The 18,371-nt window shown below is 57.6% G+C and carries 14 protein-coding genes; 13 read left to right on the top strand and 1 reads right to left on the bottom strand.

The window, feature by feature from the left end; all coding sequences use genetic code 11:
* The first annotated feature begins 80 nt into the window (after positions 1 to 80).
* Positions 81 to 1,535, top strand: coding sequence for a bifunctional UDP-N-acetylglucosamine diphosphorylase/glucosamine-1-phosphate N-acetyltransferase GlmU (gene glmU, locus AB8E48_RS06310; RefSeq protein WP_368886135.1), 1,455 nt, complete (start codon positions 81 to 83; stop codon positions 1,533 to 1,535).
* Positions 1,536 to 1,555: 20 nt separating this feature from the next.
* Positions 1,556 to 2,536, top strand: a complete 981-nt coding sequence (locus AB8E48_RS06305; protein WP_368886134.1) for a ribose-phosphate diphosphokinase — start codon at positions 1,556 to 1,558, stop codon at positions 2,534 to 2,536.
* Between the two features lie 161 nt (positions 2,537 to 2,697).
* On the opposite strand, the gene AB8E48_RS06300 is transcribed toward AB8E48_RS06305, so the two are convergent.
* Positions 2,698 to 3,828 (bottom strand): arsenate reductase/protein-tyrosine-phosphatase family protein, encoded by a 1,131-nt coding sequence (locus tag AB8E48_RS06300; RefSeq protein WP_368886133.1) that lies wholly within the window; start codon positions 3,826 to 3,828, stop codon positions 2,698 to 2,700.
* 309 nt (positions 3,829 to 4,137) lie between these two features.
* Here AB8E48_RS06300 and AB8E48_RS06295 point away from each other — a divergent pair, with 309 nt between their 5' ends.
* From AB8E48_RS06295 to AB8E48_RS06245, 11 genes are all read left to right on the top strand, one after another.
* Complete coding sequence (locus AB8E48_RS06295) at positions 4,138 to 5,955, top strand: ABC transporter ATP-binding protein (protein ID WP_368886132.1); 1,818 nt, start codon at positions 4,138 to 4,140, stop codon at positions 5,953 to 5,955.
* A 103-nt stretch (positions 5,956 to 6,058) separates the two neighbouring features.
* Positions 6,059 to 6,979 carry a glycosyltransferase family 2 protein gene (locus AB8E48_RS06290; protein ID WP_368886131.1) on the top strand — a complete coding sequence of 307 codons (921 nt, stop codon included), beginning with the start codon at positions 6,059 to 6,061 and terminating at the stop codon, positions 6,977 to 6,979.
* A gap of 258 nt (positions 6,980 to 7,237) precedes the next feature.
* Positions 7,238 to 8,236 (top strand): CgeB family protein, encoded by a 999-nt coding sequence (locus AB8E48_RS06285; protein ID WP_314658085.1) that lies wholly within the window; start codon positions 7,238 to 7,240, stop codon positions 8,234 to 8,236.
* Complete coding sequence (locus tag AB8E48_RS06280; RefSeq protein ID WP_368886130.1) at positions 8,227 to 9,327, top strand: RNA-binding protein; 1,101 nt, start codon at positions 8,227 to 8,229, stop codon at positions 9,325 to 9,327. The genes AB8E48_RS06285 and AB8E48_RS06280 overlap by 10 nt, the downstream gene beginning before the upstream one ends.
* Complete coding sequence (locus AB8E48_RS06275) at positions 9,327 to 10,055, top strand: acylneuraminate cytidylyltransferase family protein (protein WP_070600619.1); 729 nt, start codon at positions 9,327 to 9,329, stop codon at positions 10,053 to 10,055. Before AB8E48_RS06280 ends, AB8E48_RS06275 begins: the two co-directional genes overlap by 1 nt.
* A gap of 90 nt (positions 10,056 to 10,145) precedes the next feature.
* Positions 10,146 to 12,389 (top strand): N-acetylneuraminate synthase family protein, encoded by a 2,244-nt coding sequence (locus AB8E48_RS06270; protein ID WP_070600621.1) that lies wholly within the window; start codon positions 10,146 to 10,148, stop codon positions 12,387 to 12,389.
* Between the two features lie 17 nt (positions 12,390 to 12,406).
* Entirely contained in the window at positions 12,407 to 13,531 is a 1,125-nt protein-coding gene (locus tag AB8E48_RS06265) for a glycosyltransferase (RefSeq protein WP_368886129.1), read from the top strand.
* The gene (locus AB8E48_RS06260; protein ID WP_368886128.1) at positions 13,528 to 14,859 is read left to right on the top strand and encodes a hypothetical protein; all 1,332 of its coding nucleotides are present in this window, start codon (positions 13,528 to 13,530) and stop codon (positions 14,857 to 14,859) included. Before AB8E48_RS06265 ends, AB8E48_RS06260 begins: the two co-directional genes overlap by 4 nt.
* Before the next feature lie 182 nt (positions 14,860 to 15,041).
* Positions 15,042 to 16,091: a glycosyltransferase family 4 protein gene (locus AB8E48_RS06255; protein WP_368886127.1), complete on the top strand. Its 1,050-nt coding sequence runs from the start codon at positions 15,042 to 15,044 to the stop codon at positions 16,089 to 16,091.
* Between the two features lie 65 nt (positions 16,092 to 16,156).
* Positions 16,157 to 17,104 carry a glycosyltransferase family 2 protein gene (locus tag AB8E48_RS06250; protein ID WP_368886126.1) on the top strand — a complete coding sequence of 316 codons (948 nt, stop codon included), beginning with the start codon at positions 16,157 to 16,159 and terminating at the stop codon, positions 17,102 to 17,104.
* Between the two features lie 12 nt (positions 17,105 to 17,116).
* A complete protein-coding gene (locus AB8E48_RS06245) occupies positions 17,117 to 18,364 on the top strand; it encodes a glycosyltransferase (RefSeq protein ID WP_368886125.1) in 1,248 nt (415 codons plus the stop codon).
* Positions 18,365 to 18,371 lie beyond the last annotated feature (7 nt).

Below are 18,371 nucleotides of genomic sequence, written 5' to 3'. Positions count from 1 at the left end.
CTCAACGGCACCGTTGATTAGAGAGTTAGCGGTCCGCGCTCGCTCCTCGCTCTTACAACCTCGTCTAAGGAGTCTTCCCAGTGAACACTGAACTGGCACCCTCTGCGGTAATTGTTCTCGCCGCAGGCGCTGGTACGCGCATGAAGTCCGCTACCCCCAAGGTTATGCACGGCATTGGTGGTCGTTCCATGGTTGAGCACGCTGTTGCTGCTGCACGCGACCTGAACCCTGAGCGCCTTGCTGTTGTGGTGCGCCACCAGCGCGATAAGGTTGCTGAGCACGTTTTGGCTTTTGATTCTGAAGTAACCATTGTTGACCAGGATGAAATTCCCGGTACCGGTCGCGCTGTTGAGGTCGGTCTGAACGCTCTGGATGCTCAGGAAACCGTTTCCGGTACCGTTCTGGTGACCTACGGCGACGTTCCCCTGCTGCGCCCCGAGACCCTGCGTGAACTGATTGCTTTCCACGAGGAAGATAAGAACGCTGTCACCGTGCTGACCACCCACGTGGATGAGCCCGGCGCGTACGGCCGTATTGTCCGTAACCAGGCTGGCGAAGTCACCGCCATTGTTGAGGCGAAGGACGCTTCCCCCGAAGAGCTCGAAATCACCGAGATTAACTCCGGTATTTACGCTTTTGATGCTGCTGTCCTGCGTGAGGCACTGCTTGAGGTGACCACCAACAACGCACAGGGCGAGAAGTACATTACTGACGTTCTGTCCATTGCTCGTTCGAAGGGTCACCGCACCTCCGCTCTGGCTATTGAGGACCGCTGGGAAGTTGAGGGTGCTAACGATCGCGTGCAGCTGGCTCAGCTGGGTCGTATGCTCAACAACCGCATCCTTGAGGCGCACATGCGTAACGGTGTGACCATTGTTGATCCGCAGAACACCTGGATTGACGTTACCGTCACCATTGAGAACGACGTGACCCTGCTGCCGGGCACTCAGCTGCACGGCTCCACCACCGTCGCTACCGGCGCCACCATTGGCCCGGACACCACCCTGACCGATATGACCGTTGAGGCTGACGCTACCGTCATCCGCGCTCACGGCTTCGGTGCTGTCATCGGCGAAGGCGCAACTGTTGGTCCCTTCGCATACCTGCGCCCCGGTACCACCCTGGGCAAGGACGCTAAGCTCGGCACCTTCTGCGAGGCTAAGAACTCGCAGATTGGCGATGGCGCAAAGATCCCGCACCTGTCCTACGTTGGTGACGCCACCATCGGTGAGGGCGCGAACATTGGTGCAGGCTCTATCTTTGCGAACTACAACGGTCTGGTGAAGAACCGTTCCGTGATTGGTGCTCATGCTCGCATGGGCTCCGCAGGCATTTACGTTGCACCTGTTACCGTCGGTGACGGTGCGTACTCCGGCGCGGGCGCGCTGATCCGTAAGGATGTTCCTGCGGGCGCCCTCGCCTACTCTGAGACTTCCCAGCGCACCATCGATGGCTGGGTCCTGAAGAACCGTGCTGGTACCGAACCCGCCGAGGCCGCTAAGGCTGCTGGCGCGCAGGAACCGGCAGAATCCTAATTCGAGGAAAGAACAACACCATGAGTAGCGAGATTACCAACCCCGGTGAGCGCAAGCTTGTAGTGGTCTCCGGTCGAGCACACCCCAAGCTTGCCGAGGAGATTGCACAGGCACTTGACCACGACCTGCTGCCCACCTCCGCATACACCTTCGCCAACGGCGAGACCTACGTTCGCTTTGAGGAGTCGGTGCGCGGTGCGGACGCTTTCGTGATTCAGTCGCACCCGGCACCGATTAACGAGTGGCTCATGGAGCAGCTCATCATGATTGATGCGCTCAAGCGCGCATCCGCTCGCTCTATTACCGTGGTGTCTCCTTTCTACCCCTATGCTCGTCAGGACAAGAAGCACAAGGGCCGTGAGCCTATCTCGGCACGTCTGATTTCGGACCTGTACAAGACTGCAGGTGCTGACCGCCTGATGTGCGTGGACCTGCACACTTCGCAGATTCAGGGTTTCTTCGACGGTCCGCTGGATCATCTCTTCGCAATTCCGGTGCTGGCTAAGCACATCCGTGAGCGCGTTGAGGACCTGTCGAACGTGACCGTGGTTTCTCCGGATACCGGTCGTGTCCGTGTGGCTGAGCACTGGGCTCATCTGCTGGATGGCGCGCCCCTGGCGTTCGTGCACAAGACCCGCGACATCAACGTCCCCAACCAGGCTGTTTCTAAGACTGTTGTGGGTGACATTGAGGGTCGTACCTGCGTGCTGATTGACGACATGATTGACACCGGCGGCACCATTGCTGGCGCTGTGAAGGTCCTCATGGACAAGGGCGCGAAGGAAGTTATCATCGCGGCAACTCACCCGGTTCTGTCTGACCCGGCTGCTGAGCGTCTGTCTCAGTGCGGTGCTGTCGAGGTCGTCGTGACCAACACCCTGCCCGTGCCGGAAGAGAAGCAGTTCGATAACCTGACTATTCTCTCCATTGCTCCGTTGATTGCTCGCGCTATCCGCGAGGTCTTCGACGAGGGTTCTGTGACCGAGATTTTCGATCACTAAGCTTCTAAAGCCTAACGAAAGTCTCCCGCTGACTACTGTCGGCGGGGGACTTTCTGCTCTTGAGGCTAAGTTGTAGAGGCTAAAGCTAACCCGGCTGGAACAGATATCTGTTTCAGCCGGGTTAGCGCTGTATTTAGCCTCGTATGTTTAGCGGTGTGCGCTTAGCGATGCGCCTGTGCGAGCCAGGGCAGAATGACGCGCAGGGACTGCTCCACCTCGTCCACTGCGACCTTAGCAGCTGCGGGGCCGCGGCGGTAGGGGTCTTCCAGCCTGTCGGTATCGAGTGGGCGGGCGCCGTAGGAGTAGAGGTAGGACAGCGGTTCGGCGCGGCGTGCTTCCTCGCGGATACGTGCGGCCTGCTTGAGCAGCTTAATCTTGGAGTGGTGTTGGGGCCACTCGCGCACAATCCAGTCAGCGTGTACCTTCTCCGCTACCAGGATGATAGTGGCATTCTCAATGATCTGTTCGTTGAGCTGGCGGGACGCGAAGCCCTCCGGGTTATAGCCTCGCTTGATGAGCTCGTTAGCTACGTGTTCGTAGACGCCGTGACCGACGAGGGCGCCGGTGCCTGCGCTGGAGAAGATCCACTTGTCTTCCAGACCGTACTCGGCGGCAAGGTGCTTGGAGATGACCTCGCCGGATGCGCTGCGGGCAATATTGCCGGTGCAGACGAAGACGGCTTCGAAGGGGCCGTCGCCGCTCGTGCTGCCGGTACGGTTGAGGGTTTTGGGGGAGAGCTTGAACAGCGGGGTGCGCTCGCCTCGGGAGTTAGTAGCGGGGGAAGGCTGAGCCTTTGCTGCGCTCTGGTTGTTGGCTTCTTCGGGGTTGGCGAGCTCTTCGGCATCGACCATGGGTGCGTTGTGCTGACCCACGCGGATGATGCTGGGGCCGGTGGGATTGCTGTCCGCGTCGAGGATGTCGCCGGGGGCAGCCTTGATGTTGGTGTGGGTGAGAGGCTGCGCGGAGACGGTTGCGGTACCGTCGGCGCTGAGCTCTTCTTCAGGCGTGACTTCCTGCGCAGCCACTTCGGCGGGGGAGGGGGTTTCGTAGTCTTTAAGGGCTTCGCGGAGCGAACCATCGGGGGTGATGGTACGGCTGGCTACCCCGCGGCGGTTCTTGCCCGCCAGCTCGGGGTTGCTCTTAATGAGGGAGCGGACTCCGTCAGCAATATTCGCGGAGGGGGAGGCAACGGTTGCCGGCTGCGCCTCGGCGGTTTCTGCGGAGTTGGTTTTGTCCTCGGAGGACCCCCACGCGTACTTGTCCTTGAGGGACTTAATGTTGAAGATGCCCATCAAAAAGCCTTTTCTAATTGACGTACCCAACAGTGAACAGGGAAGCCGGAAGTGTCGGGTTGGTTGAATGAATAGTATCTATCATACCGAGTTACTTGCACCTTCAACGGCTCCTTTTCCTGCGTGTGGCAAATACCCCTAAATGTCTTGTGTTTTATCTACGATTTAGAGGTTCTTCTAGCGACTAAAGATGACCAAAAGTACATGCTTGATGCTGAAAATGTTTAGAGGGTGCGTGCTAGAATTGGCGTGAAATGCTGGTCTTCTTCTCACTCAGGGGCCAGCGAGTACACTCACCAACGAGGACCAATGAAGAGTATTTATACTAAGCTTCGCCTGCTATTCCCGGGACGAAGCTTTACGCTACTTATCTTTAACCTGATCGGCCTGTTCCTCCTATCTTTGATGGAAATGGTCGGTGTTGCGGCCATTCTTCCCATCGTGAATATTGCGATGGGTGCTGAAATTACCGGCTACCTGGCTGTACTTTCTGATATCTTCGGCAACCCTCAGCGTTCTGATTTGGTGCTCTACTTGGGTATTGTCCTGGTGCTCGCCTTTGTGATTAAGGGTATCGTTGCGCTCCTCTTTAAGCGCTGGAGCCTGAAGTTCACCGGCTACCAGCAGCTGGCGACGTCGACGACTATCCTCAACCATTACATGAAGGATAGCTACTTCAACCACAAGAAGTCTCAGCCTGAAGAAACCGCGTACCTGATTAGCACCTACGTGGTGTTTGCGTACCGCGGTTTTGTGGGATCGATTATTAACTTTGTGGGCGATTTCCTGTCTATCATCGTGCTGCTCATCATGATTCTGTGCGTCATGCCGATTCCTGCGCTGGTTGCTTTCGCATACTTCGGCATCACCATCGCTATCATGCAGTTCTTCTTGCGCCGCGGTAACGCGAAGTATGGTGAGATAACGGCACGTGCGGGTCGAGACTCTTTGCGCTTCCTGCTGGACGACATCAGGGGTTTCCGCGAAATTCGTATTACGAATGCACACAAGGCTGCTATCGAGCAGTACCGCGAGCCCGCAGTACGAAGCGTTAAAAGCGATGTTAACCTCTCGTTCCTGAACGACTTCCCCAAGTATTCGCTTGAAATTATTTTCATCGTGGGTATCGCTGGTCTGCTGGCTTTGGTGACTTCGACTCAGGGTGCTGATGGTCTTCCCTCCCTGATGCTTTTCGCAACCGCATGTATCCGCATCCTTCCGAATGCGACCCGTATGATTGCTTCCCTGGGCGGTATCCGTGCGAACGAGTTCGCTAGTGAAGAGGTTGCTAAGGTTATCCGCTCGATGAGCCCCGAAGAGCAGCGTCTGCAGATGGTTGAGTTCAAGGGTGACATTGACCCTGCAACCATCATCAACACGGCTATCGAGCCCGTGGATGTTCTGGTTGATAACCTGGCCTACCGTTACCCGGACGGCGATAAGGACGTTCTCAAGGACATTCAGCTGGATGTGCCGGCTGGTACCTCGGTTGCTTTCGTTGGTGGTTCCGGCTCGGGTAAGACTACTCTGGTTGACTTGATTCTTGGTCTGCTGACCCCGACGAGCGGTACGATTTCTAGCCAGGGTAAGGACATCCACGCTGACCTGCATTCCTGGTACCAGAAGATTGGTTACGTCCCTCAGGACCCCTACCTGGGTAACGGCACTCTGCGTGAGGCAGTTGCTTTCGGTATCCCCGAAAAGCACATTGATGATGACCGCGTAATTTACTGCCTCGAACTGGCGGAGCTGATGCCCGTTGTCGAGACCTTGGAAGATGGCATCAACACCCCGATTGGTGAGAACGGTAACCGCCTCTCGGGTGGTCAGCGCCAGCGTGTGGGTATTGCGCGTGCGATGTACCGCAATCCGAGCCTGCTGATTATGGACGAGGCAACCAGTGCACTGGACAATGAGACTGAGCACAAGATTACTCAGACCATTAACCGGATCTCCAAGGAGATTACCGTGATTATCGTGGCTCACCGTCTTTCCACGGTGCGTAACGTTGATCAGCTGGTGTACCTCTCCCAGGGCCGCATCGCCAATAAGGGAACTTTCAAGGAAGTTCAGGCGGCAAACGAAGAATTTGCGAACCTCGTTCGCCTGGGCCAGCTGCCCGACTAATTGAAACTATGGGGGTGATCGTATAGAGATATAGGTACGGTCGCCCCCATATTTAGCCTTCTATCGCTTGTGATTTTCAGGCGCCTCACTCAAAGGACATATTGTGACTCATACTCCCCGTGTTTCTGCGGTTATTCCTTTCTATGGCGAGCCGGAGCCGGTTCTCGCCATTATTGACACGCTGCGTGCTCAGCAGGGTATTGACCCCGCCGATATCGAGATCGTTGTCTCTGATGACGTTTCTCCCACCCCGTTCCCCGAGGTTGAGGGCGTGACCGTGGTTCGCCGCCCCGTCAACGGTGGTTTCGGTAAGGCAGTGAACTCCGGTGTCGCTGCCGCGACCGGTGAATGGGTTTTCATCCTCAACAGCGACCTGGAGCTGGATAACACCTTCGTCTCGCGCATGCTCGCAGCCGTGGAACGCCACGGCGAGGTGCTGGCTAGCCCGCAAATCATTGGCCACGACGGCAAGCAGCAGTGGGTGGCACGTAAATTCCCCACCGCAGCGCATATTGCGTGGGAATGGTTCACCCCGCTGGCTCGTTTCAAGCCGACCAACTGGTGGCACCGTGGCGTTGGCCACGACGTTGAGGCATGCACCGGCACCTCCGACGCGAAGGTTGACTGGGTTATGGGCGCGTGCATGGTCGTGCCCCGCGCAACCTTCAACCGCCTCGGCGGGATGGACGAGCGATTCTACATGAATAGCGAAGAGGTGGACTTCCAGTACCGCCTCTCGAACGCTGGCGTGGACCGCTACCTGATTCCTTCGGTGACTGTAACCCACGAGGGCGGTGGATCTTCGCCTTCGGAACGTCGTATTCAGTGGCTGACTACCGCCCGCTTCATTTATGCCGATAAGTGGGGCTGGGAGAAGAAGCTGGCGAACCTGCTGCGTGTGACCAGCTACGCGAACTTCCTGGTGAACTCTGTGCGTGCACTGCGCAATAAGGATGTGGACGCCCGCGGCTTCCTCGCCGCTGAGCTGGAGCGTATTGTCAAGGCAGAGCGCCGCGAGAACTAGGTGTGAAACCGCCGGAATTTACCGTGATGGTTCCGCATGATTTGTTGCCTTCTTCATATGAAGGTTCACATAGAACGTAGGAGGCGACACAGTGCACTCGAGTGTGTCGTCTCCTGCTTTCGTTGTAAAATTTCAATAGGTATGTTTTGCCTCAAGTTGCAGGTGAAACTTTCCGTTCTTCTTCACTCCAACACATAGCACCGCACGGTTCTGCCCTGCGGGTTCTTATAGCAAACGCCGACAGGATTCAATCCTCATATGACTCAGCCCAAACTTCTACTGCTCTCACCCGCATTCCACGGGTACTGGAAGGCAATTCAGGCATCCCTGGAAGTGCACGGATACGAAGTGCGCACCCACATCTACGATGCCCCGGGTACTCTGCCCGAGCGCATCCTCAACAAGCTTGCCCACGAGCTGCCCGAGAAGTACCGCCCCGAAAGCTTCGCAGCGCAGGCAACCCGTAAGGCTATTGACGCTTTCAACGAGTTCCGCCCCGATATTGTGCTGGTCATTAAGGGCGATATGCTCTCCCGCGAATGGTGGGACCTGCTGGAGACCTCCGGCGTTCGCTACGGCACCTGGCTGTACGACGAAATGCGCCGTATGAGCTACACCGAAGAGGACCTGCACCACCTGGGCGCGCTGGCAAGCTACAGCCCGCTGGATGCGCAGCACCTGCGCGAGCAGGGCTTTGAGGTGCTCGACATGCCTAACGCCTACGACACCCACTGCCCGGTTGTTCCCATGCGTGAGGATTCCATCAACTTTGTGGGTGCTAAGTACCCCAACCGTGAGGAGACCCTGCAGGCGCTGGTCGCAGCTGGCCTGCCGGTGCGCGCTTACGGTCGTGCTTGGTCGCGTCACCCCTATGACATTCTGCGCACCAAGCAGTTCAAGGACTCCGGCGTGCCCGCAGGCCGCGATATTGACCGCTCCGAGGCATACGGCATCATGGCGTCCTCCCCGGCAACGCTGAACATCCACAATAACCAGGATGGCTTCACCATGCGTACCTTTGAGGCTCCCGGCGTGGGCGCTCTGCAGGTGATTGACCGCCCCGACGTGGACCGCTACTACATTCCGGGTGAAGAGGTTCTGGTCTACGAGAGCATTGATGAGCTCATCGAGATTTGTACCCGTATTTTCCGTGACCCTAAGTGGGCTCGTCAGATTCGTGAAGCCGGTCAGAAGCGTACTCTGGCTGAGCACACTTTCGATCAGCGTGTGAAGATTTTGGAGCAGCTATGGGCCTAACCTATCCCCTCGATATTGATGCTTGGGCTGCCTGGCAGAAGCGGCAGAACACCCTGCGCTGGGCTAAGACGGAGGCACGTCAGCTCGTAAACCGCCTGCGCGGGGGCGCGGCGGAACAAGAGGCACCTGTCGGCGGTGTACTCTACACCCGCGGCGCGGTACCGCGCGTGCTCATTGTGCTCGATTCATTCTCTCCGACAAGTCGCAACTCCCTGCTGGAGCCTCTCAAGCACCTCGAGAACGTGGGCGTGGCCCTGTGGGTCCCCGAGGACGCCTCGGAGTACCTCAACGGTCAGTACGCCACCGAGCGTTACGGCCGCGATGCCTGGACCGAACGTGAGATAACCGCCGACGAGCTGCAGGAGCTCCTGCCCGGTGTACGCGTGGTCCTTTCTCTCGGCCATTACCTGGCTCGTGGCGCGGCAGCCTACGAGTTCTCTCGCGCGATCGGTGCTGAGTACTGGGTTGTTCAGCACGGCCTGCTGGTGCCGCAGGCTCCGCCGTTGCCGGTCGGCTGCACCCTGCTGGCGTTCAGCGAAGCTGACGCAGAATTCTGGGCATCGGGTCGCCGAGACGTGACCACGCACGCGGTGGGTTCGCAGCTGCTCTACCTGGCAGCCCAGAAGGCCGCTGGCACCGAGGCACAGAAGCAGAACGACCTGGAGCCCATCTTCCTGGGCCAGATGCACGGTGCGGAGCTTCCGCGCGCATCCTTCGCCTACGCTTCGCATTCCTTCTTGAAGAAGTTCGGCGGCGTTTACCGTCCGCACCCGAGCGAGAAGGATAAGCTGTCAGTACTGACCCATAAATTGTGGGAGAAGGAAGGCATCCGTATTGACCGCTCCGGCACTCCGTTGAACGAGGTACCGAACCCGGTCGTGTCGATTTTCTCTACCGGTGTTCTAGAGGCGGCAATCCGCGGTATCCCGGCGTGGGTGTACCACCCGGCACCGCCGGCATGGCTGGTGGAATTCTGGGACCGCTACGGCATGAACCAGTGGGGTCAGGAACCAACCCCCGCACCGATTCAGCCAGATAAGGAGCCCGCGCGTCGCATCGCCGAGCTCATGATTGAAACTTTGGAGGCATAATGCGTATTCTCTGCGTCATTCCCGTGCGCGGTGGCTCGAAGGGCATTCCGCGTAAGAACCTGCGTCCTATCGCGGGTAAGCCGCTGGTTGCATGGACTATCGAGCAGGCACTGGCTGCTAAGGAAGAAGTCGCCGGCGAGCACGAGCTGCGTGTTGTCGTCTCCACCGACGATGCTGAGCTGGCTGATATCGCCCGCGAGTACGGTGCCGAGGTGCCGTTCATTCGCCCGGCACACCTGGCTGAAGATACCACCGCAACCGAGCCGGTCATTGAGCACGCCATCGAGTTCTACACCGAGAACGGTTGGGAGCCCGAGGCTGTCATGCTGCTACAGGCAACCAGCCCCGTGCGTCTGCCCGGCACCCTGGCTCGTGCGGTCCGCCAGTTCGCTGAGAACGGTAAGGACTCCATGGTCGGTGTGATTCCGATTGGTCCGTTCATCTGGACCTGGCACGCAGACGGTGAGCCCACCGCGGCATTCGAGATTATGCATCGCCCGCGCCGCCAGGAGCTGACCAAGGAAACCTTCCGCTATCGCGAGAACGGTTCGATGTACATCACCAAGACTCACGTGTACATGGACCACCATAACCGCCTTGCGGGTTACCCCGGCGGTACCATTGACTTGTTCATGCTGGACGAGGTCGAGGGCGTCGACATTGACGCACCGATTGACTTCTCCGTGGCAGAGCACCAGCTCACTCAGATCCTGGCCGAAGGCAAGTAGCCTTCACCAGCGGTAGTACCTCGTCTGCCGCTCCCGGCTTGACCGGCACTCAGGCATTCAACTAAACACTCAAACGAAAAGGTCAAAATCGTGATTATTGAACGCAATATTGCCCCCTACGTGGTCTTCGCTGAAGACCCGATTCTCAACGCCCTGCAGAAGATTTCTGCTAACGGCCAGCGCATCATCTTCCTGGTGAACGAGTCCGGTATTCTGCGCGGTTCGCTCTCTGACGGCGACTTCCGTCGTTGGCTGATTGCTAACCCGACCGCATCCCTGGAGACCAGCGCTCTGGACGCTGCGAACACCAACCCGCAGACCGCACCGGCTGACGCTGACCCCGAGACCCTGCGCGCATACTTCGCGAAGGGCATCAACCACGTTCCGCTGACCGACGAGCGCGGTCACCTCGTGGCACTGGCAATGGACGAGCAGGACGTCCTGCGCATCGGTAAGCACACCATCAGCGAGGATTCCCCCTCCTTCATCATTGCTGAGATCGGTAACAACCACCAGGGTAGCGTTGACTTCGCTAAGGAACTGGTGGACCTGGCTGTTGAGTCCGGTGCGGACGCTGTGAAGTTCCAGCTGCGTGACATGGACGCTCTGTACCGCCAGCGCGGCGCAGCAACCGCAGGTGAGGACCTGGGCGTTCAGTACACCCTGGATCTGCTGTCCCGCTTCTCCCTGACCGTTGACCAGATGTACGAGGTCTTCGACCACGTCAAGCAGCACGACATGGACATCATGTGCACCCCCTGGGACGCACCCTCCGTTCAGGCACTGGTTGACTACGGCATCCAGGGCATGAAGATTGCTTCTGCTGACCTGACCAACCACGAGCTGTTGCGCGACGTTGCTTCCCGCGGTCTGCCCATGCTGGTTTCCACCGGTATGAGCCGCGAAGAGGAAATCCGCGAGTCGGTTGCCCTGCTGCGTAACGCTGGCGCATCCTACGCTCTGCTGCAGTGCCAGTCCGCATACCCGGCACCCTTCAAGGACGTCAACCTGGCATACATGGACCGCCTGGCTGAGATTGGTCAGTGCCTGGTCGGTTACTCCGGTCACGAGCGTGGCTACCACGTGCCGATTGCTGCTGTTGCTCGCGGCGCGAAGATCATTGAGAAGCACTTCACCACCGACAAGACCCTCGAGGGTAACGACCACACCGTCTCCCTGCTACCTGAAGAATTCAAGGCGATGGTCCAGCAGATTCGTGAGGTTGAGGCAGCTATTGGTTCTGCTGCTCCTCGCGAGGTGTCCACCGGTGAGCTGATGAACCGCGTGAACCTGGCAAAGTCCCTGGTTGCTACCCGCCACATTGCTAAGGGCGAGGTCGTGACCGAGGCTGACGTTGCTGTGAAGTCCCCCGGCCGCGGTCTGCAGCCGAACTACCTGCCGCAGCTGCTGGGCCGCACCATGCAGCGCGACGTTGAAGAAGGCTCGTTCTTCTTCGAGGGTGACCTGAAGGATGACCTGGTGACCCGCCGCGACTTCAAGTTCGACCGCCCCTGGGGTCTGCCGGTTCGTTACCACGACTACAAGCCGCTGATTGAAGAGGCTAAGCCGGACTTCCTGGAGTTCCACTTCTCCTACAAGGACCTCGAGATCAACATCGACGACGTCTTTGACTCCAAGCTGGACATGGGCTTCACCACCCACCTGCCCGACCTGTTCGCAGGTGACTTCCTGGTGGACCTCGCCTCCAAGGACCCCGAGGTGTGGGAGCGCTCCATCGCTGAGGTTCAGCGCACCATCGACATCACCCGTGACCTGACCCGCTACTTCACCGTAGATGAGGACCCGGTCATGGTTGTGACCATGGGTGGCTTCACCAAGGACAAGCACATCCCCGCTGCTGCACGTGCTGAGAAGTACGAGCGTATCGGTGAGGCTCTGAAGCGTCTGGATGCATCCGGCGTCCGCCTGGCGGCTCAGACTCTGCCCCCGTACCCCTGGCTGATGGGTGGTCAGCAGTACCACAACCTGTTCCTGGATCCGAAGGACACCGCAGAGTTCTCGCGTGCATTCGACACCGCGCTCTGCCTGGACATCTCTCACACCATGCTTGCTTGCAACTTCCTGAACATTCCGCTGTCGGAGGCTGTTGAGCAGCTGGCACCGCTGTCCATTCACCTGCACCTGGTGGACGGCACTGGCGTTGACGGTGAGGGCGTTCAGGTTGGCGAAGGCGATGTCGACTGGGCATCCCTGGGCAAGCAGCTGCGTGAGCTGGCACCGAAGGCATCCTTCATTCCCGAAATCTGGCAGGGCCACATCAACAACGGTGAAGGCTTCTTCACCGCGCTGGACCGCCTCGAGAAGTGGCTGTAGAAAGTAGACACTCACTCATGAATTCAAACGGAGTTCCCACGGCCCTGTGGGTCGTTCCGGTTCCCGATTTTGGTGGAGTAGCTCGGCACGTTGTCGATATGGCACGTGCCGGGCTCCCCGGCTTTAACCTGGTGGTTCTCGCACCCGAGGGCAAGCTGACCGAGCGCCTCGAGGAACTGGGAGTCACCGTCATCAAGGCCGAGTTCGGCCCCGATTACGGTTTTAAGACTTCCTTTGCTTCTTTGAAGAAGGCTATTGAGCAGCTTCGCCCGGAGATTGTGCACAGCCACCTCGCATATGCGGACGTCGTCGCAACCGCTGTGGTGAATGCTCTGCGCATCCGTAGCGTTATCAAGCGCGGTACCTGCGTACCGAAGCTTCTGACCACTGAGCACGGTATTGCCGGTAACGACTCGGTGTATCACGGCAGCTCCTGGCGTTCTAAGCTCATGGAGACCGTGCACCGTGTGCGCCTGTGGGGTACCGACCAGGCGATTGCTGTTTCTCGTTCTACCGCTGATCAGATGCGTGCCAAGTGGGGCGCTCGCGGCGTGGAGCTGGTGTACAACGGCGTGGATATCCCCGAGGTGCACGCGGCTGTTGAGCAGCAGCGTGTACCCGCTGAGGGTGGTCCGCGTATTCTCTCGCTGTCTCGTCTGTCTCCTGAGAAGGGCATTGACGTTCTGCTGGATGCTTTTGCGCGGCTTCGTGCTGATTACCCGCAGGCTCATCTTGAAATCGCCGGTTCGGGCGATCTGGGGGATGAACTGAAGGCTCAGGCGCTGCGTCTGAACCTGGGTGATTCGGTGACTTTCAGCGGTTTCGTTAACCCGATTGAGGCGATGGGCCGTAGCGATATGATCGTTCAGCTGTCGGTGTGGGAGAACTGCTCTTACACTCTGCTGGACGCTAAGGCTGCGGGCCTGAAGACTGTGGCTACCGCGGTGGGTGGTAACCCGGAGATTCTGGGCGCCGACGAGCTGGTGGACCGTCAGAGCGCAACTCTGACCCAGGACGTTCTGCAGGCGATGCGTCAGCAGCTGCAGAAGGACGATTCGGAGCCTTTCACCTGGATTTCGAACGAGCAGATGGCTGCTCAGACAGTTGATATTTACGCACGTGTACTTCGAGGAGGCCGATGATGAGCCAGACTTCGCAGGTTTACGCGCACTTGAATGAACCTACTGAGAAGCCTGAGGTTTCGCGTTTCTCTGAAACTGTGTCTCGCGGTAGCGAGTATGTCCGCCATCAGAGTAGCCAGATTCGAATGCCTGAGTTCATCATGGCATTCATGCTTCTGTTCGCTACACCTATTGCTGGTATCGGTCTGCCCTTTAACCAGGTGGTTGTTATTGTCTTGGCACTATACGGCTTGACCCGTAAACCGACTTTTGACGTGAGCCACTTTTCGGGTCTGCGTGCCATCATGTTTATTGCGATGGGGTACCTCGCAATTGTCTCGATGAATGGTGTCCACTCGGAGGATGCGTCGGACTGGACTCGACGTTTGCTTCGTCTTGTGGCTGCAACAGTGCTGATTTGGACTATTGCCGCAGGCCGACTGCATATTCGTTCCATTATTCTGGGCTATTCGGCAGCTATTCTTTTCAACGCGGTAGCTTATTTTGCTGGTTTTGCTCCGGTGACCGGTTACTACGGCTACCTGACTGGTTGGCTGAACGATAAGAACTTCTCGGGTCTGGTGTACTGCCTCTTCGGCTTGTTGATTCTGAGTTTTGCCCGCAACAAGATTGAAGTCATCCTCGCCATAGTGGTCTTCTCTGGGCTATTGTGGGCTACGGGTTCTCGTACCTCTATCGCGGCGTATGCAGCGGGTCTGATTTGGATCGTTATTGCTCACCGTATGAAGACTTTCGGCCGCATTGCCTTGGGTTTGGCCCTGTACTGGCTGATTGATATTTTGACCAGCGACTACGCGCACTCTGGTGCCTTCGCAGATCGTACCGGTACCGATGCGCTTCGTTCACTGATTGACCAGGCATCTGAGATTAAGGTTCAGGCTGCTGGCTTCTTCGGGCAGGGCTTGGGCGAAGCGTATGTTTATCTGGCGCATACCGGTTCAAAAACTTGGTTCTTCCATAACTCATACTGGTCTGCCCTGGTTGAGGGCGGCTGGCCCTGGATGATTCTGGTTGTCACTATTACTGTTCTCTTTATCGTGAACGTATTTAGCGGTCAGAAGACCCTGCCCGCAAAGTTTTATGTTGTGCAGGGTGCAGGCGTAGCCATCATGATTTGTGCATCGCGTCTGGGTGAGGTGTTCTACACCTGGCCGTGGGCTGTTGCCTGCGGACTGGCTTTGCGTGTGTTGTTGCTCGAGCGTGAACAGCGTCTGGGCACCGGCCATGACGAGGCGAGTATCGAGGGCTTTGACGAGCGCATTGAGATTCGTGATGCAAAGGAATCTGAAGACCAGCCGCTAATAGCGCAGGGTGCACGTGAGGGGTAGAGGAAGTACACACGGATCGTATCTGATCTGGGTGCCTATTTTCCCTGCATCGTGAGCGTCGTGTAACTATCTGCTGAACCGCTTATTGGAGCGCCTTGTTCTGGCGTATCCGGGGGAGTCTGGATTGTTCTCTAGAAGGACAAAACAACATTCCCCTTGTGAATTGCTCTAGGAGTAGAACAATGAAGAAAGAACTGTATATTGCTACCAATAACGGTGATATTGGTGGCGGCGAGGTTATGCTTCTGAACATTGCCCGCGCAGCCCGTAACCTAGGTTACAAGGTCACCATTGTGGGTCCCTCCGAGCCGAAGCAACTCATGGAAGCTGCTGCGGATGAGGGCTTCCCTCGAATTATGTTGCCTGCTAAGAATCGCGCACAGTACATGCTTGCTTTGCGCGCATGGCATGCCCAGAATAAGGATGTCCTGCTTTGGTGCAATGGTCTCGTTCCTGCAGCTGCGACTGGCGGCCGCAAGAACCGCATCGTACACCTGCATCAGTACGCTACTGGTATTAACGCCAAGCTGGTACCGTTCGCTCGCCGTAACGCATCGGTTACTTTGGTTCCCAGCCGCTACGTTGCACGGGCCTGCCCTGGTAGCGAGGTTTTTGCTAACTGGGTTAATGGTGTCTCCACTGAGCTGGACCATCATGTTGGCGACCGCCGTCTGCGCGTTGGTTTCTTGGGTCGTCTGACTCCTGCTAAGGGTATTCCTGCTCTGTGCGAGGCGTTGAGCATTCTCAACAAGGATGAGATCATCTACGATTTCATCATTGGTGGCGAGCCTGTCTTTGCTTCTGAAGAGGGCCGTGTTGAGGTTGAGACTGCTCTGGCTCGTGTCGCACCGTTCAGCACCCGTTTGGGCTGGACCACTCCGGACCGATTGTTCTCTAACATTGATATGTTGGTTGTCCCCTCGGCTGGTGCTGAAGAGTCCTTTGGACTTGTGGTTGCTGAAGCGATGAGCGCGCGCATCCCTGTCGTTATCAGCGATGCTGCACCTCTGATGGAGGTTGTGGGTGGCAACGGCTCCTACCCCTATATCGTCCCGGTGAACCAGCCGCAGGCACTTGCTCAGGCGATTGAGAAGCTGGGTCAGGAAATCCGTGAGGAGACTGAAGAGCTGGCGGAGCGAACCTCCGAGCTGTTCTGGCGTTGGCAGGAAAACTACTCGCCTGAAGCAGGTAAGGTCCGTGTTGGTGAGATTCTGGAGCGTTTTATCCGCTAAGGTGCTTCTAAACGTATAAGCCATTCCCAACGGATATCCTCTCACTCAAACCCTGAAGGAAAATTATGACGACTACCCACCGTTACAAGGCCGCGGTTATCATCCCTTCTCGCGGTGGTGCAGATATTCTGCACTACCCGCTGGATGCCCTTGCCGCCCAGACCGAGAAGGACTTCCAGGTTATCGTGGTCCTCGACGGCGATATTGATAACAGTGAAGCTGTGCTTGACCGCTACATTGCAGAAGGCAAGCTGAACCTGACCAAGATCGTTTTCGAGGAGAACCGCGGCCGCGTGGCTGCGTTGAACGCTGGCCACCGTGCGGCTGATGCGGATGTTCTTATCCGTTGCGATGACGATCTTGAGCCTGCTGCCGACTACGTTGAAGCGCGGATCCGCCTGCACCGTGATTACGACGGTGTGATTGGTACCTTGAAGAACGTGTACCCGGACACTCCCTACTCTCGTGTGTACGGTAACTTCCGCGATGCCCGATTCAAAGAAGGTGCCCTCAGCGTAGCTGAAGAAGGCCGTTGGCTGTACTGGAACGGCAACTCTTCTATCTCTGCTGAGTACTTTGACCGTACTGGCGGCTACGACCCCGCGTACCGCCTCTACGGCTGGGAAGACGTAGACATGGGCAAAATGGTTCATGACGCTGGTGGCCGCATCATCATCTCTGATGAGGTCGAGGTCAAGCACTACGCCGAGGCTACTACCACTGCAGTGCGTGCTCTGCGCGCCCTGCACTCGGGCTCTGCCCGCACCATCTTCGTCCGTAAGCACGGCGAGGAAGCACACCCTGCCCCGAACCCGACGGGTCCGTGGGGGTTCTTGGTCAAGACCCTCGCTCGTTTCACCACCGAGAAGACCATTAAGGCTCTAGGTGACGCGAGCGATAAGATTCTGCTCAAGCTGCCCGCTAAGGCTGCTGAGAAGCTTGTGGCGTTGCAGGTTGAGGCCGCATCCTACGCTGGTATTCACTATCCTGAGCGAGCTCAGAAAGTTTTCTAGGAGGAAAAGAAAATGTCACTCACTCAGCTCTTGACCTCCGCTCCGTTCACCGGGCCGAAGAACCCTGACGCGGTGCTTGCGGATATCCCGAAGAGCCTCAAGAAGCTTGGCCGCCTGGCGCGTCGTTACGTGCCGCTGGTGAAGCCTGAGGCTACTGAAGAGATTGCAATTGCCCACGACTACCTGACTCAGCGCGGCGGTGCGGAGCGTGTTGTGCTGGCAATGCACCGTGCGTTCCCGGATGCACCGATTTACACGACTCTGTACGATCCGGAGGGCACCTTCCCGGAGTTCAAGGACGCGAAGATTATCACGAGTCCTTTGAACAAGATTGGCTACCTGCGTCGTAACCACCGTATGGCTTTGCCGATTCTGCCGTTTGCTTCTTCTTTCTTGAAGGTGCCGGCTGAGCGTGCTGTGGTGTCGACGACCGGTTGGGCGCACGGCTTCAACTTCGCCGGTCGCAAGTTCATTTACTGCCATTCGCCGGCGCGTTGGCTGTACCTGAGCGACCAGTATCTGGGCGAGAAGAGCACAGGTCCCGTGCCGTTGCTGCTGAAGACTCTGCGTCCTGCACTGATGCTGTGGGATCACTGGGCGGCTCACCGTTCGGCGGTCTACGTGGCGAACGCGAGCGTGATTAAGAAGCGCATTGAGACGGTGTACGGTAAGAAGGATGTTCCGATTTTCTTCCCGCCGCACTCGGTAGACACCACCGCACCGGTTGAACCTATTCCGGGTCTGGAAGAGTTCACTGAGTCGGAGGACTACTTCCTGATTGTTTCGCGCCTGCTACCCTACAAGAACGTTGATAAGGCTGTTGAGGCATGCAACGAGTTGGGTAAGAAGCTTCTGGTGGTTGGTCGTGGCCCGGAGAAGGAACGCCTTGAAGCGCTTGCGGGCCCCACTGTTCGTATCGTTTCTGGTATTTCGGATGCCCAGCTGCGTTACGCGTACCGTCACTGTCTGGCGCTTCTGGCTATCTCTTATGAGGACTTCGGTATCACCCCGCTGGAGGCAGGCGCTAGCGGTAAGGCTGTGATTGCGTACCGTGCGGGCGGCTTCCTGGATACCATTCAGGAAGGCAAGACCGGTATGTTCATCAACCAGCCGACCGTGGAGCAGCTGGTGGAAGCGCTCAAGGCTTTCAACCCGGATGACTGGGACGCTGACTATATCCGTGAGCACGTTGACGGTTTCTCGGAGGCTCGTTTCATTAGCCGTCTGAAGATGTACGTGCAGGCTCTGCCCGAAGACTAAAAAGAGC

It is taken from the genome of Rothia mucilaginosa (genome assembly GCF_964211445.1).
GTDB lineage: Bacteria > Actinomycetota > Actinomycetes > Actinomycetales > Micrococcaceae > Rothia > Rothia mucilaginosa_E.
Note: the sequence above shows the minus strand (reverse complement) of the source record. Positions and strands in the feature narration are given on the sequence as shown.